This window comes from Microvirga yunnanensis (assembly GCF_025460875.1).
The window spans coordinates 15,603-31,902 of the sequence record NZ_JAMXFI010000093.1 but is presented as its reverse complement, the minus strand read 5'-3'; the positions used below and the strand labels follow the sequence as shown (position 1 = coordinate 31,902).

Sequence of the window (16,300 nt, the reverse complement as noted above, 5' to 3'; positions counted from 1 at the left end):
ACCCCATGTTGTTCCCGCCAACGCGTTCCCCTGTTCCAGACCTCGCCGCGATGAAACAGACGCAGCGGATCCGCACGCCCAAGTCGCAAATCAGGTCACTGCAACAAGCTCAGGTGAATACGATCGGCTAAGTCAACGGTATTGTGGCTAAAGCGGCTCTTTCATTTGCCCCCCTGCCCTCACGCGTTTCGAGCATCTACGCGAAGAGAGGTAGAGACGGGAGCTATCCCAAATCCCAAGTGGAACTCTTTGGCCGCCGAAGCGATTCACAGTGCGACGGTGTTCACCTGTCGACTTAGCCAAATCGATCGAACAAGCCCCGATGACTGATTTACAGTCACCGGCGTATTTTCTCGCGCTATGATTAACGCAAGCATAAGTCTCTGTTGGGCGAGCAAATACGCTCAATTATTGTTGCCTGCACATTACTGCCGCCTACCCATAAAGGATTACTCTCCTCTGGATTAGGGAACGGCAGTCTACGTTTGAACGTATTTCTAACAACAACACTGCAACCCCGCGGTGTCATCTTAAACATAGATCAGTGTAGGTGAGCTATGAAGCGTTCGCACGCTATTGTTGTGTCCAGCGTCGCCCTATTTTTGGCTTCCTCTGTTACAGCTTCTGCCCAAATTATCAGAACAGGCCAACAATGTGTGCCTGCTGTCGCCAATCCTTCAATGTATCGCAACTGCCGTTTGCATATTGTCCAGGGTAGTGAAGTTTGCCGCTGCGCCATCTCTCCCCAAGCGCTCCGCCAGCGAATGGACCGGCAGAATGAGCCTGATGATCTGAGCACCGGCTCCATCAGTTCCCGTAGGGTGAATGGCGCGGTGGGCAGCGTCGGAACAGCCAGTGGGGTCCGCAATGCAGGCACGAGCGGAACCCTCGGGAGCGTTGGCAGTCAGAGCACAGCCGGGACCGGCATTGCAGCCAGCGGCGCGAGCAGCGTCGGTGCGACCGGCAATGTCGGCGTGCGTGGAGCTGCTGGTCCAGTCAGCAACGGAGGCGCAGTCAGCAACACTGGAGTCAGTGGCTCTGTCGGTGGAATCGGCAGTACAGGCGCAGCTGCTGGCGTTGGAGCCGGTGGCGCGGCTGGCACCGTCGGGGGCATGGGGACGGGTAGCGCTGTCGGAACTGGCAGCACCACTGGAAGCAGCGGCTCTGTTGCCGGCAACAGCGGCACCAGTGGGAACGGCAGCACAAGAGGCTCTGGTGGCTCTGCCGCAGGCGGTAGCAGCAACGTTGGTGGTCCGGGCAATCCAGGCAATGACAAAGGCGTTGGCAATGCGGGCGAGAGCCCCAATGGCCGCGACTTTGGTGGTGGCACGCAAGGCCGGAGCGACGCGGGCGACAAAGGCGGCAACGGCAATGGCGGTAGCCACGCTGGCGGAGGGGGCAACCCCGGCAATGACCGGAGCGTCGGTGGGGCTGGCGAGAGCCCGAACGGTGGTGACTTCGGCGGTGGAACCCAGGGCCGCAGCGATGCGGGCGACAAGGGCGGCAACGCGGGTGGAAACGGGAATGGCGGGAATGGCGGCAACGGCGGTGGACGCGGCGGAAGAGGTTGAAAACCGATGGGGATGAGCACGCCGCTTGCTCAGTCGCTTCAACGTCCTGTGTAAGCGGACCTGATGGGGATGAGCACGCCGCTTGCTCAGTCGCTTCAACGTCCTGTGTAAGCGGACCTGCTTGAGGCGAGATGGGCCCTTGGCTTGATGATGAGCCAAGGGCCTTCACGCGATGGATCAATGTCCAAGCGGCGGCAGCTACAGCTTCGAACGCTTAAATCTCGCGCCGACTGCTCAAGACGGGGGCAGCGGGGGAGTGGCATTGGGCGAGGCTTCCCGCCCTCGTAGGCCAAGAGCCTGTTGCAAATCCGGGCTGAGGCTGTTGAGAGGGACGACCTCATACTGCGAGACCGTTATGCATCGCCCCTCGATGCTTGCCATCACCACGGCGTTGGCAGAAAGCTGTTGGCTTTCGCTCGCTGGAGCACTCGTTGAACTTCGACGGGGCTCGTCCGGGCTACCCTCCTTCGTCACAGCGATAACGTACCAGACGTTTCCAGTCTTCGCCGCTTCGGCCAGTAATCGCGCTCGCTGCTTGGCCTCGTTCAACGCCTTGCGACGCTCTTCGATTGACTCGCCCCGTGTGAAGGCGAGATTGGGCGGCGTATCTCCGCTTTCGCCGTAGGGATGGACGAAGTTCAACGTCATCCGCAAGCTGTCAGCCTTGACCTCGGTGACAGGAAGCGCTGCAGCTTCTTTACGCCCTTGAACAAACTCCCGCACGGCTACGTCGCATGACCGGAACTCATCCGGTTCTTGCACAGCTTGCTGAGGCGCCGCCTTGGCCTGGGCAGCATTGTTGCGCTTCCGGGATGGCGCGCCCTCCGCTCCAGCAGAGAAGGCGAGAACACAAGCGACAGCTAACGGGACAACTCGTACCATGGCTCCTTCCTCCTGAAATCAGGAAGAACGTCCCCAACCCAGCCTAAGGCCAAGCTGCCTGGTTTGTAGCGATTTCCCAGCCGAGATGGCTACGCTCAGGAAAACAACGTTCAGACCAGGTTCTTAGTTGCTGAGCGGTCTCTCGACCGCTTAGCGCTACTTTCCTTGATATCCTGCAAGCAGCCAGACAGGATCAACTTTCGCCCTTGTGCTTCAGCGCCCGTATGGTCGTGGCAAGCTCTCGTGACAGCAGACTTCTCGTCACCAGATAGTCCGGGCCGAGAAGGACGCTATAGCGGGTTCGGGCCCCAAGATGCACGGCTTCACATACTTCTGCAGCTCTCTCCAAGGCATCATTCTCAGCTTCACGAATGACGGCAGCAATCCTGGCAAAAGCCTTGTCTGTCAGTTGCCAGGAAGGCCCAGCCCTGTCGCCTGCAACCAGGTCAATATACATATCAAGTGTCCCACGCAGGCTCTCAGCACGCTCTTGTAGGGTTATCTGAGCCATCTCCACCTCCCAAAGGTCCCTCTAGAGTTCTAGAGTCGCCCCATCAACCGCACCGCCGCAATGGCAAGTTGCGCATCAAGCATCTCCTCAGCGGCATCGTAGCGAGCCACCCACCGCTCATAGGTCGCCCAGCGCATCCCATTCTGTCATTCGGCTCCGAACTGGCACCCCGGCGTTGATTAGGCGCTACCTAATGAGCGGATTAGTTTCGTGGTCAGAACAGGAGGGTCACAATAGGCGCCGATCGTGACCTCTTCACCACTGCCATTTGCCGTGAGTATTCGGGAGTTTGCGCATGTTCCCTGCCCAAGCAGCCCTGACGGATTAACCGCTCAGAGGCATACTGCTGGCTGTGAATTTGCCGCCTCAGGTCGAGCACCGGCGAGCTGCGGGACGTGAGAGGCAATGCTCGAGCAGGTTTGCCAAGCTTAGATTCCGATACATCTCGTGATTGGGCCAATTCTGTTCATCCTTATTTCAGGGTCAGGTCCCAGCCGCTTAAGACTTCCTACCCGTTTTACGTCAGCGGCCGAAACCGCCCTCGAACCCTCATCAGATGACCCTCGACGGCGCGCCTACGGTCCATCAGTCGGTTCAACTCAGCCAGGAGTGACTGCTCGTCCCGAGAGGCTTGAGCGACCTCTCGGGCGTCGCTGCTGAAGCGCTGCCGGTGCGTGGTATGCGCGACCTCCTGGCTGAGCCTTTCGCATGCGGCTGCGACACGATGGAGCTCAGCGATCAGATCCAGCTCACTCATCTGGTCCAAGCCAACCATCGTGCAACAAAATCCGCTGGGACCGCAGGCCCTGCGGCTTCTGCGGGCGGCAGGACTTCCCGTCCTCTCCAAGGATCAGATCAGGTCGGACCCGAGGACCAGTAATCCCGTACCTGCTGCCCGTATTCCGGCCGGGAGAACGGCTCCTCCCCGGCGGCATAGTTCGGGGCTCTCATCAGCCGCTCCTTGTCGGCATCGATCACGTAGCCTTTTTTGCCCGTGTCATAGGTCAGGGCGCTCCACGGCAACGGGTGATACGTCTGACCGATGCCAAGAAAGCCGCCAAAGCTCATGATCGCATAAGCCACCTCGCCGGAGCGCTTGCCCACCATGAAGTTATAGACTTCCCCGAGCTTTTCGCCCTGGCGGTTGAACACCGCCGTGCCGTCGACCTTGTTGGAGGCAATCAGGTCTGTGGTTTCATCCTTCTCCACCGAGCGCTGGGTGCGTGACCGGCCCTGCGGCCGAAGAATTGGCTGCTGCTGTCAGCTCTCTGCTAAGACCTACGCGTCGGAGGGCTGCTCCAGGTTGTTCTGCGCACTGTCGTTGCTGTCATGTACCCAACTGCGCCGCCGAGAAGAATGCTGAGCAGCACGATGCTGTCCTCGAAGAACAGATCAGCCCGCCGGCGTCGGCGGAGTTCGTCTTGGGCATTCCGTCGTGCGCACCCTGGGTGTCCAGATCATGCGTTGGGTAGGCTGGCTGGCTCGAAGCTCCTGTATGGTTTGACCGGGGTTCGGCTCCCATACCTTTCGGCGAACTACCGGCCTGATAGGTGTCGACCATAGACATTTCCTCCTGAGAATGGATCAGCCCTTGCCCAGCCTTGTTGATTCAACCCAGCGCGCAGGCAATGGTTCGGATGGTCGGCTGACCGGAGGCTCGGGCGACCCACTGTTCCTGAAGCGCCACTCAAGGATGAAAGCCACTGCCCTAGAGCGTTCCTTGGCCTAGATCGCAACTTGGGCGGGTTCACCATTATGATCTTGCACATCATCCCTTTGCGGTTCAGGTCCAGAGTGGCCGCGACTTGAGGCGTTAGCACCCCAATCGCCTGCGCGATCCTGTCCGCATTGAGGGCCGGGATTGCTTGGAACCTCCGGGGTGGTCGCCACTTAACCTGGATCAATAAAATTAAAAATGGGTCGCTGCACGCGGCCGAACTTAGGGACGAATGCCCTCGAACATCAGTCACCGGTGGACGCCAGACGAGTAGACCCCTGCCAAGCACGGGTACTGCGCGATTACTTCAGCGTCATGCGTATGCGTTCTGCGTCAAGCGACATAACCGTGTCACAGCCCGTGGGCCAAGCTGATGCTTAGGCGCTGCCATTCGACAGCAAGTGAGGGACAATGACAGCAACCAGACGATACAGCCAAGCCCCACCGGATAAAGCGAACGAGCTCTTCGAGAGGCTGCTCGCCACGTCCGACAATGCAGTCAAGACCCGCGAGCGCCTTCTGGCCGAGCTCAAGGAAGAACTGGAGCTTCTCGCCGCCCTCCAGGAGGAGCACCTGTTTCCCGTGCTGACCCGGCACAGGATGCAGGAGCTGGTGCGCGAGGCCATTACTGACAACCAGCAGACGGCGACGCTCCTCAGCGAACTGGAGCGCATGCCGAAAAACAGTTCTGAGTTCATCAGCCAGGTAACGGAGCTCAGACGAGCCTTCCAGCAGCACATCCGGGACGACCGAAAGGAACTGCTTCCCGCGGTGCTCAAGGTGCTGAGCGATGAGGAAGCGAATGCCATCGCCGAGACAGTGGAGGATGAAATGGCCACCATCGACGATCTCAAGCGAACCGAGGCGCGGCGCAGCCGGGAACAGGGCGAAGCCGTTCAGCGGGTGACTGAGGATGTCGCCGACACCCTGCGGGCCGGGGTCGAAAGCGCCCAGACCATGGCTCAGGCTATGCAGGAGGCGGTCTCCAACAGCTTCAGCGCCTTCTCGGAGCTTGCCCGCCGCTCCACGGGGCAGACCCTGCCGCTGGTCAGCCGCCCAGAGGGTGAGCTCCAGGGCCTGACGGAGGAGGCAGCGCACAACCTCAGGGCCGTGGCCCAGTCCGGCACGGCCTTGGCCCGTGGCCTCCAGGAGGTGTCGCGCGAAGTCGTCACCCGCTGCCAGCAGCGCCTGCAACGCAATCTCGACGGCTTGCAGGCCCTGGCCCGCTGCCGCTCGATGACCGACTTCGTTGAGGTGCAGAGCTCCTTGCTGCGCGACAACGTGGAGCAGACGGTGGAGACCAGCCGACGCTTGGCCGAGCTCACGCTCCAGATGACGGACGAGGCCGCCAAAACCGTAACCGTGCAGGCTGACAAAACCGCTCAGCGATTCAACCGTGCGACCTGAGCCTCACACTGGGCTTTGACAGCCAAGCTCCCGGCTTTCGGGCCGGGAGCCCTGCCATCACAAACATGTCGGTGCTCTATCACCTCATGCGGTTAGATCCCCATGGATAGGCTCGACCTGCGATTCGAACTGTGTCGGGCTTTCAGGGATCCGCGTTCCGGCATCCCAAGATCGTCGAGCATGTGTCCAGCAACTCCGACAACTCACGACTGTGCTGCGTGAAACCCGCTGCGCTGAGTTCCGTTGAACCTGACGACATGGAAGCGCAAAGCGGACAACCCCATGACAAGGGCAGGTGCAGGCACAGGTCCCGTTGATCTCCGGCGCTCGAAGCAGGCAGGTGCGACCAATGCCGCTGACCGGGTCCAGCGGGCAGCGCAGAACGGGTTGAGTGATCAAGCCCCAGACCGCACGCAACTGGAGCAGATCATCGCCGGCCTGACCGAGGGTGTCATCCTGATCGGGCCGGACCAGACCATAACCTATGCCAACGAGGCCGCGCTCGAGATGCACGGGGTCCAGACCCTCGACGAACTCGGCCGTACCGTCGACGAGTACCGCAAGAACTTCGTCGTGCGCCATCATTGCAGCGACATCCTCCATCTGGGTCACTACCCCATCGACCGTGTTGTCGCGGGCGAGGCCTTCGAGGACATGGTGGTCGTGGTGGCCCATACCTCCAACCAAGACCGGGACCGAACCCACCGCATTCGCAGCCTCGTCATTACCGATCATGCGGGTAATCCCGATTGTCTCGTGCTCATCGTTCACGATGTCAGCGGGCAGATCGAAGCCGAGCATCGCTTCGAGCGGGCTTTCGCGGCCAATCCGGCACCAGCCATCATCTGCCGCCTGACCGATCTGCGCTTCGTGAAAGTCAACGATGGCTTCCTGGAACTCACCGGCTACAAGCGCGAGGACGTGCTCGGCCGAACCGTCTACGAGATCGACGTGCTGGAACGCGCCGAACGCCGCAATCTCGCCCTTGAGCGGCTGCGGGCAGGCGAGACCATCCCGCAGATGGAAGCCTGTCTCACGGTGCCGAGCGATCCCGGCGGACGTCAGGTGGTGGCGGCTGGTCAGCCGATCGAGGTCGGCGAGGAGCCGTGCATGCTGTTCACCTTTGCCGACCTGGAGCCGCGCCGAAAGGCTGAGACGGCGTTGCGTCGATCAGAGGAGCGCTTTGCCAAAGCCTTTTGTCTGGCTCCTGTGCCTACGACCATCAGCACTGCCGACGATCATCGTCTCATTGAGATCAATGAGGCCTTCTCCCGAGTGCTGGGTTACCGGGCGCAGGACGTGGTCGGCTATTCCGCAGAGGATATCGGTCTCTGGATCGACGACGAGGAGCGCCGCCGCTTCGAGGGCGAGCTCACGAAGACAGGATCCGTCAGGGACTTTGAAGCCCTTCTGCGGGTCAAAGGTGGTAGTGAGATCAATTGTCTGGTCTCGGCCGAGGCCATTACGCTGGGGGATCGCACGTGCATCCTGTGCTCGTTCCAGGACATCACCGCCCGCCGGCGCTCGGAGGAGGAACTCGTCAAGGCCATTGAGGCGGTGATGGCGGACGCATCCTGGTTCAGCCGCGGCGTGGTCGAGAAGCTCGCGGCCTTGCGCCACCCGCCCCGGCCGGGGCAGTCACCAGCCCAAGTCGCCGCCAGTGTGGCTGATCTGACACCGCGCGAGCGCGAGGTGCTCACCCTTGTCTGCCAAGGCAAGAGCGACTCTGAGATCGGGACGGAGCTCAAGCTCGCCCGCAACACCGTGCGGAACCATGTCGCGTCCCTGTACCAGAAGCTCGGGGTCAACCGCCGCAGCGCCTTGGTGGTCTGGGCGCGGGAGCGTGGCATCGGAGCTGAGGGTGTCGAGGCCAAGCTCCCGAAGGCGCCAAAAAGAGGTGCAGGGAAACCGGGTCAGGTAGTACGGAAAAACCACTTCAAGAATTGATGAACTTTAATGATTTGAATGGGTTAGGACCTGTGATAACACGGTTAGCGGACTGGTTGTCACGGGCGCATCATCCTACCCTAGAGGCGATCATGGACAAGGATCGGGTTGCAGGCAGCGCGAAGCAGACAAAGGGCTCCGTCAAGGAAGCCATCGGCAAGATCACCGGCGACAGCAAGATCCAGGCTGAAGGGTCATCCGAGAAGATTGCTGGCAAGGCGCAGAATGCCGTTGGCGGCATCAAGGACACGATGCGCGACGCCACCAAGCCACGTTGACCAAGATCTGCTCTCACCGGCAGAAGCGGCGCAGATCGGCTGACACCGTTCGGACTTGGTGACATCGAGATCATGAAGACCAGACCTCGCGGGCTGCCTGCGGGCACAGGCAGCAGTGCGCGCTAATCTCTGGAGTGTGACCATGGTGATGCTGTCAAAGCTGACGACTGATCCAGAGCATGAACGACACTCTCCTCTACGGCAGATGGGTCCGTTGGTCTGCGCTGTCCTGTACAGCAGCGTTCAAGCTCATCGCGGCCATCACCTTCGAGCCTGCTATGGCGAGCCTGCCGAGGACAAACTGCCGCCTAGCCTCGCCCGGCTCCTTGGTCGGGTCGCACAGGTTATCCGTGCCCGCACTGAGGTGGTCGACCAAGCATTCGTTGACGGAATTCTGACCAGCATGACGTCGATGCGGGCTTTCGCAATCTCGCTGACGCGGGATGCCCTTCAGGCCGAGGACCTGGTGCAGGAGACCGTGCTGCGCGCCATCAGCAAGCAGGAGCAGTTCGTGGCTGGCACGAACCTCCAGGCGTGGCTCTTCACCATCCTGCGCAACCAGTTCTATTCGGACCATCGCAAGTCATTGCGCGAGATCGAGGAGGCGGACGGATCCTTTGCAGCAAGCATGATCGCCCTGCCGGACCAGGAGGACAGGATCATGATCCATGATCTCGAGGCAGCCCTCCAGAAGCTGCCAGAGGGTCAGCGTGAGGCGATCCTGCTCGCGGGTGCAGACGGGCTGTCCTACGAGGAAGCCGCGCAAGCTCTCGGCTGTGCTGTCGGAACCGTCAAGAGCCGGGTCAACCGCGCTCGACACTGTCTGGCCGAGTTCATGAGGCTCGCCGGTGATGATGGCCTTGCCAGATCCCACATCGCGGAACTGTGGGGGGGTGCCAAGCGCAAGAGAAAATGGCGATGCTCAAGGACGTTGAGAAAATCACCGGAGCCGCATCTCCTATCGAGCGTCGCACCGAAGTCGACGTGGAGGATGTACGCGGTGCCAGTGTAACGGGCACGGGCACGACAAACCTTTCAGCAGCGAGTGATTGTCACCGAGTCGCGAGAGCGGTTCAGCGCCGAACACGCCGTGGTTTGGCAGGGGAATAACCATCATGAGACCGTCGGATCTTGCTCCAACGATGCGGCTCGACCGAGCCTCTCTTACCCGCCTCTTGGAACTGCCAGTCTCGGCTGCCCTCAAGACTGACATAATGGGCAATGGTGCTCAGCAACTCCGTGCTTCATATCACAAGTCACCCGACGACAAACACCTCGGGCAGCGGCCTCGACTTATCCGCCCTAATCCCATGCCGATGGGCGATGCCTTCATCGAAGGGATCGTGACGAGTCTTCCTTCGCTCCGCTCTTTCGCAATCTCACTCACCCGGAGTGTCGATCAGGCGGAGGATCTCGTGCAGGAGACGGTGCTCAGAGCCATCAGCAAGCAGGGACTGTTCGAGCCCGGCACGAACCTCCAGGCGTGGCTCTTCGCGATCTTGCGCAATCTGTTCTACTCCGCCTACCGCAGGACCAAACACGAAGTGGAGGATGCGGATGGATCCTATGCCGCGATGCTGATCTCCATCCCGGATCACGAGGACAGGATCATGGTAAAGGACCTCGCAGCCGCACTGGCGAAGCTGCCAGAGAGACAGCGCAAAGCGATCCTGCTCGTGAGCGTGGAGGGCATGAGCTACGAAGCGGCCGCCCAAGCCCTAGGCTGTGCGGTTGGCACGATCCAGAGCCGGGTGAACCGGGCCCGGAACCGCCTGGCCGAGCTGATGGGTCTGGAGCGGAGAGAGCAGCATCACCGAGGGGCAGCCAAGACCAGGAACGTCTGCTGTTAGATCGGCAGTGGGTTAGCGTCAGTCCATCAGCCGAGACCATGTGGGAAAGATCGGAGAGGCACGAGGGCACCGTCAGGTTAACGGGCTGAATCCCCCGAGCTCCATGAGATCAGCCGGTCAGAAGGTAGCAGCAAGGCCAGTCACTTCTGCCCAGGTCGCCAAGGCCCGCCCTCGGGACTTGCGATAGTCGGCGGCGCTGATATTGGCGTCTCTTACCACACCAAGTGTGGATCTGGGCTAAAGCGACATCCTTCAACGACCTGCTGGAAGATGCTTCTCGGTGAAATCCTCGCCGAGGATCAACAAGCCAGGGTGCACCCACAGCACGCCATCCTCGACAATAGGGGAAAGCACTTCGAGGATCTCGCCCTCAATCCGGTTGAGAAGCAGTCCCAATCCGAGATCATGATTGGGTTCATTTGACAATCCGACCAGGAGCCTGGCGGGGAGAGGAGCCTCTACGTGAGACGGCGTGAGCACTCCGGATACGAGCTTCAGCACACCTGATTGCGAGAAATACTGCCGGAAGGCCTCCCGCCGGGCCATGCGCCGCTCGCCATCGGTCTTGCGTCGTGCTTCTCGGGAAGCTGGAACGCAAAGGGACGGCAGAACCGAGGCATCGTGCGCAATGGCGTCAAGCGACTGTCCCTCACCCACAGCGATCAGCAGATCCGGTCGAAGCGCGTCGATCTTGGCGGCCTTGAGGCTGCGGCCGGGGCCCGTCAGGAGCCCGCTCGTGTTGACGATCAGACAATCAGCATCCGTCTGCTGTGCCAAGCGGCGCGTGCCTTCGACAAGACGAGGCCAGCCGAGAACGGGATTAGTCGTCCCCACAAAGGCGAGTGACAACCCCTGTGGATCGTCCATGGTCACGCAGGCCGGAGGGCCGACGAGCTTCTGGCCGACATCGGTATCCAGAAGTGCCGTGCTGCGGCCCGACTGAGCCGCTGTTTCTGCAAGAAAGCGACAGAACGTGCTCTTGCCCGTATCCTTCGCCCCAAGCACGAGAACCCTGCGGAAGCCATGACGGTGGATATGCTGCGCCGCCGCGTCCCACCCGGGCGGAACGTGCAATAAGCCGTCAGGCAAGGAAGCGTACCACGGCTCGCTCGACCATCTCCGGGGGGACGACATGGCCGCCATCGAACTCGTGATACTCCACGTCGTAGCCCGCTCGCTTGAGAGCCGGAACGATCCTGCGGCTGCATGGATCGATGGGCAGAACCTCGTCATGGATCCCATGGGATACGAAGATCCGCGGCGTATCGGCGGTGCTCGTCGGCGCCATGAAGCCTGGCGAGAAAGCGAGGATATGGTCAAACAGCTCGCCGTTGATGACGCCCAGAGACAAACCATAGGACGCACCGTCCGAAAACCCGGAGAGCGCAATTTGGGCAGGATCGATGGCGTGGCGCTGAAAGGTCGTCGTCAGAGCCCTGTCGATGAAGGCGACATCGGAGCCGTAGCCGCCCCTGATCCCATCCCAGGTTGAACCGCGGGATTCGGGTGCGAGGACAATCATGCCATGCCGCTCCGCCTGCACCGCCAGGAGATCGAGCATCTGGGTGGCGATCCCGCCCGCGCCATGCAGCGCCACGATGAGCGGGGCCGGCTTGGCTGGATCAAGCCCAGCTGGCACCAGGACGGCGCCGTCTCGCGTGCTGTCCAAACCCAACGGGTGGCGGCCCGGCGTTGGTGCGGCAGGAGTGGCGATCCGCTCCGGGCGCGCCCGGAGAACACCTGAGATGTAATCGTTGCTGGTGACGGCCATGACCAAAGACCCGCTCAAGTCGCGCCAACGCCGGAACAAGGACCGCTGTTCCTCGGATTGTTTCGGCAGGATGGAGGCAGAGCGCAGGAGCATCCGTGCACCCACCACGGTCTCGCTTCGCAACGCGGCGGTGCCTTTGGGACCCAAGAAGGATCGAGATCCGCGGAGCCGTGCTCCTAAGGTCAGACCCCCTCCCCTGCTTTCGAAAGCTACGCTTCGTCCTGACAGCTAATATACTGATTTCATTGGATGATGGCGCGGCAGAAGTAGCTAAAAAGGAGTTGCTTACAGCCTGGTCTTAGAAGGCGCACTGCTTTGTCGGACGGCATAGTGAACGGCCTCGTTCGGGACCTGATCATGGAAGCTCGTGTCGGCCTTCCCTCGTCAGCCGAGCCGGTAAGCTCCTTGTTTTCAAAGCATTTTTCTGGCCGGAGGGAAGTACTCCCCTCGCCTGCTGGTTAACAGAACGGCTTGAGAAACGTCTTCAAACGATCAGTTTATCACGCCCTGATGAATGTACAGTAGATCCAGGCGGTCCCATGCTCGGTCGGGGCAAACAGGCAATGTCAAGCGGCGCAACGAGACCTGTTCAAGCTGGTAAAAGCAGTCCGTCAGCTCATCTCCCTTGAGTCTAGGGCGATAATCCGATGAGGACAAGCCCGTTTCGAGCCCACCATAGCGATTGAAGGGCAGCAGAAATGCTGCCCTTTGCTTCGACTACAGTTAGCTTTCCGATCGCTCAGAGTATTTGGCATACAGAGCATCGAGGTTATTGACGACGAACTCGGCAAAGCCCGCATCGACATTGCGGTCGATCTGCAGCGTGCAGCGCTTAGACGTAAAGTTGATTGTTGCCTTGACGCGCGTATCGGAAGCTTCCCAGTAACCAAGCTCAGCACGTGCTGGCCGGTCTTTGCGGGTCACCTCTTCGACGAGGGAGTTGAAGCGCTCGTTCGTCTCCCGAGCATTAAAGGCAGGCGTCTTGATGAACGCCCTCGCTTTTTCTAGCGCGGATGCATCGTTCTGGAACAGTTCGGCCAAGGGCAGCCAGCGTTTGCGACCAATCTCTGGAGCTGGGCCAATCGCGTCGATAACAGTGGCTGGAATCCGTTCGACCACCTGCAAGTACCAGGTGATTTGAGACTGGTTGCTGATGCCGAGCGCTGCCGCGATCGTCTCACGGTTGAACTTCTTCGCTTTCATCGCAGCCGCAAATCGCGCCTTTTCAATGAAGCTCAAGTCGAGGCGCGCGTTATTTTCCTGGCCTTGCGCCACAATGAGCTCGACGTCAGTTAGTTGCCTGACGACCGCGCGGATTTTTCTTCCGAGAGAAGCGATGGCCTTCAGGCGCCGATGCCCGTAAGCAGCCTGGTAGCGACCATTTTGCTGAGGATGAGGTCTCACTAGAATTGGAACGAGCTGACCCTGACTCTCAATCTGATGTGCCAAACTAGCGATGGACTGAACTCCATCCTCCATTCGGTCTCGGATGAAGGACTCGTCGATCAGATTCGGATCTAGTTCAACGACCGTTTGCCCGCTCTCAAAGAGGGCCTTCAAATCCTCTAGTTCGTGTGAGTCGTCACGAACCATCGTACTTAAGCGCTTCATCACTTGGCTTGTAGGCGCATTCTGCCGAAACAGACTTTTGGACACTGTCTGAGAAGTATTCTCAGTTTCGCTCTCGCTTCCAACTTTCTGAGGTACCTCCGTAACCGTTTCAGCGATCTTCACGAGCGTCGCGGAGACTGTCTGAGCGCTATCAGAGATCTCGAGATCCGGGCTCAGGGTCGCTGAAGCCCCCTCCTCCGCCCCTAACTTTCTGTCAGATGGCTCTACGATAACTGGAACGCCACTCGGTCCGGGCTCAACAGCCAACTCGGAGATGGTTTCCGAGACTGCCCGCAGCTTGTCCTCATATGCGGACTCCTGACTCACAGGCTCAGACTCTTCCGTGTTGAGGAACGCTGCTAGTCGCTTTGCACTCTTTGCCATTAGATCCTCCCCCAGGCCTGCAGAACCAGCATTTCGATATCGCGGTTGACGGCGTTCATGGACTCAATCGCGCGGTCAATTGTGCCTTTCGTAAAGTCCGCGCGCTCGGCTTCGTAAATGGTCTTCTTCATGATGCCGGCATCTGAGACGGCAGTGCTCTTCAGCATTTCATTGTCAAGAACATAGTCTCCGAACATCTTACGAAGATACTGAACCATTTGAGCTTGAGGTACATCGTTTGGCTCATAGCGGGTGACCAGATATTTGAGCCAGTCGTACTCTGTATTGCCGCCCGCGTTTTTAAGCACGCTTAGCAGGTCCTTGGTCATCGTCAGGAACTGAGCCATAGACATCACGTCCATCATCTGTGGATGAACCGTGATCACGATGCCCGTTGCGGCACTGAGAGCTGAGAGCGTCAGATATCCTAATTGAGGAGGACAATCGATCACAACGAGATCGTAGTTGTGATGCACGCTCTCAAGGGCGCCGTTTACACGGTCGAAGAAGCGCTTTCCCTCCTGCTTGTTCTGGAGAGCCATTGGCACTTCGTGCTCGAACTCCATGAGCTCAAGATTCGCAGGGATAATCTCCAAGCCCTCAATATAGGTTGGCCGGATAATGTCCTTGAGCGGAATCCTCGCACCGGAGTAGCGGATGTTTCCATAAAGGGTCTGGTTCTCTAGGACGTCGAGCTCCGGATGGAGGCCGTGGACGGCTGAGAGGCTCGCTTGCGGATCCAGATCGATGGCCAGAACGCGATATCCATTTATGGCGAGATACTGCGCCAGATGAGCCGCAGTCGTAGTCTTAGCTGATCCACCTTTGAAGTTCGTGCAGGCGATCACCTGAAGGTGTTCGCTTCCGCTACGATGTTTCAAATACTGCCTCTCCCCTTTCGCATTCGCGTCGAGATACGCACGCAGGTTCGCGACATCCTTAAGGCTATAGAGCCGCCGGCCATTCGGCTGTATCTCTACCTCAGGCCCCCTCCCATCCAGCGACAGCTGCCGCAGGTAACTATCTGCGACACCAAGTAGCTTAGCGACCTCTCCAGACGTCAGCTTGCGAAAGCACTTTTGAGCCCGCGGTGGAAAAGCGGTCTCAAGCTGCCGGTGCAGGTTTTTGGAGAGCTTGGTTGCATGCTCTCCAATGAGGTCGAGCCCCACACGGGACGGCCGATTGGATGTTGAGCTGGCAGATACCTGACCTTCGCTCTTGAGCTGAGGCAGAGCCATCAAGGTCCTCCTTCTTACGGAAAAGTGCCGACGAGCGGCCGAATTCCGTCTCATCAAATGCGGAGAACGTTAACATCAGGTTAAATAAGGGCTGATGGAAACAAGACGTCGGCTACGTTCTTCTGCTGAGCCGTTCTTGCTAAATATCTGTTGACCAACGAGAACTCTCAGCGGCAGAGTGTTTTGAACACATGTAAAAAACTCTGCCTGCTATTTCCGGAGACAAGGATCAGAGCTCCGTCGAACTCGCCCGCCTGCGACCGTCGGTCTGATTCGCGCTTGCCAGGTATGCTGCCTCAACCCCTGCAGCAAGGTGGTATGAAGCAGTCTATCCCTCCCCTACTGGCGTAATCCGGTCTGCATATTGCGAAACCAAGAGCAGCCAAGGAACCGAACCGTCCAAGCCTGATTTCCAGTCGCGCGAATTTTGCACTGTCTTTCGGTTTTACACGTGTAAAATCCGGGCGGAGCGGTTCTCGCCTGTGGTTGGTCGGTGCCGAAGTCAAGGACCTCAGTCGAGTACAAGGCGGTGCAGGCATCGCTTCGCCGATGCCGTCGACTCTTAACCATTACGTTTTTACACCTGTAAAAACTGCAGCGATAGCCTCACGTCGATCGGGCGACGGCAGTGGAGTCGTCTTTAGTTTCTAGTGCCCTGCCCGGTTCAGCATCAAAGGCAGTTTTGAGATCCTGTTATTTGGCAGGTATGGTGTTGGCATTGTGTCTCCGGAGCTGTTCCTTGATGAGATGACCGCCATGTGTTGTCAGGTCCGGGGCCGCAGACTACAAAGCATCGCATTTTACACGTGTAAATTCGAGGATGCGAGCCAAAGCCCCTCCCCTTCATACCGGCGCCATCAATAACTGTTTGACATGTATGCTGCCGGCGCAAAGTGCTAGCGGCTAAGAGAAATCCTGGCCAGATGGAAGTCCGCCGTGTCATCAAAGTTTCCACTCAGAAGGCTTCAAAGCCAGAACGCTCTTCTCGCTCGGGGCACTCTCAAAGGTTTTTTACAGGTGTAAAAAGCCCCACTGGTTGGGCCTGCCGCTCATTGGGTTGGTTGCTCTTGCCAGATCAAGGAGAAGCTTTATCTAAGAGGCGTGCCACATCGTTACGCCATCAGATCCCTGCG

12 protein-coding genes are annotated in these 16,300 nt (G+C 59.3%); 5 read left to right on the top strand and 7 right to left on the bottom strand.

Annotated elements, in window-relative coordinates; all coding sequences use genetic code 11:
- Positions 1-1,805: 1,805 nt before the first annotated feature.
- The 3 genes from NF876_RS31455 to NF876_RS31445 form a co-directional block, all read right to left on the bottom strand.
- Positions 1,806-2,453: a hypothetical protein gene (locus NF876_RS31455; RefSeq protein ID WP_262272133.1), complete on the bottom strand. Its 648-nt coding sequence runs from the start codon at positions 2,451-2,453 to the stop codon at positions 1,806-1,808.
- Positions 2,454-2,646: 193 nt separating this feature from the next.
- Positions 2,647-2,964, bottom strand: coding sequence for a hypothetical protein (locus NF876_RS31450; RefSeq protein WP_262272132.1), 318 nt, complete (start codon positions 2,962-2,964; stop codon positions 2,647-2,649).
- Positions 2,965-3,819: 855 nt separating this feature from the next.
- Entirely contained in the window at positions 3,820-4,173 is a 354-nt protein-coding gene (locus NF876_RS31445; RefSeq protein WP_262272131.1) for a PRC-barrel domain-containing protein, read from the bottom strand.
- A 919-nt stretch (positions 4,174-5,092) separates the two neighbouring features.
- Here NF876_RS31445 and NF876_RS31440 point away from each other — a divergent pair.
- The 5 genes from NF876_RS31440 (at position 5,093) to NF876_RS31420 (ending at position 10,163) form a co-directional block, all read left to right on the top strand.
- A complete protein-coding gene (locus tag NF876_RS31440; protein ID WP_262272130.1) occupies positions 5,093-6,088 on the top strand; it encodes a phasin family protein in 996 nt (331 codons plus the stop codon).
- Positions 6,089-6,370: 282 nt separating this feature from the next.
- Positions 6,371-8,035, top strand: a complete 1,665-nt coding sequence (locus NF876_RS31435) for a helix-turn-helix transcriptional regulator (protein ID WP_262272129.1) — start codon at positions 6,371-6,373, stop codon at positions 8,033-8,035.
- A gap of 92 nt (positions 8,036-8,127) precedes the next feature.
- Positions 8,128-8,313, top strand: a complete 186-nt coding sequence (locus NF876_RS31430; protein ID WP_262272128.1) for a CsbD family protein — start codon at positions 8,128-8,130, stop codon at positions 8,311-8,313.
- Between the two features lie 412 nt (positions 8,314-8,725).
- Entirely contained in the window at positions 8,726-9,325 is a 600-nt protein-coding gene (locus NF876_RS31425; protein WP_262272127.1) for a sigma-70 family RNA polymerase sigma factor, read from the top strand.
- 331 nt (positions 9,326-9,656) lie between these two features.
- Positions 9,657-10,163: a sigma-70 family RNA polymerase sigma factor gene (locus NF876_RS31420; RefSeq protein ID WP_262272126.1), complete on the top strand. Its 507-nt coding sequence runs from the start codon at positions 9,657-9,659 to the stop codon at positions 10,161-10,163.
- Positions 10,164-10,415: 252 nt separating this feature from the next.
- On the opposite strand, the gene NF876_RS31415 is transcribed toward NF876_RS31420, so the two are convergent.
- The 4 genes from NF876_RS31415 to repA all read right to left on the bottom strand — a co-directional run bounded on the left by NF876_RS31415 (position 10,416) and on the right by repA (position 15,161).
- Complete coding sequence (locus tag NF876_RS31415) at positions 10,416-11,237, bottom strand: Clp1/GlmU family protein (RefSeq protein WP_262272125.1); 822 nt, start codon at positions 11,235-11,237, stop codon at positions 10,416-10,418.
- 7 nt (positions 11,238-11,244) lie between these two features.
- Positions 11,245-12,039, bottom strand: coding sequence for an alpha/beta hydrolase (locus NF876_RS31410; protein WP_262272124.1), 795 nt, complete (start codon positions 12,037-12,039; stop codon positions 11,245-11,247).
- Between the two features lie 618 nt (positions 12,040-12,657).
- A complete protein-coding gene (gene repB, locus NF876_RS31405; RefSeq protein ID WP_262272123.1) occupies positions 12,658-13,929 on the bottom strand; it encodes a plasmid partitioning protein RepB in 1,272 nt (423 codons plus the stop codon).
- Positions 13,929-15,161 (bottom strand): plasmid partitioning protein RepA, encoded by a 1,233-nt coding sequence (gene repA, locus NF876_RS31400; RefSeq protein WP_373696750.1) that lies wholly within the window; start codon positions 15,159-15,161, stop codon positions 13,929-13,931. The genes repB and repA overlap by 1 nt, the downstream gene beginning before the upstream one ends.
- Positions 15,162-16,300: the final 1,139 nt, after the last annotated feature.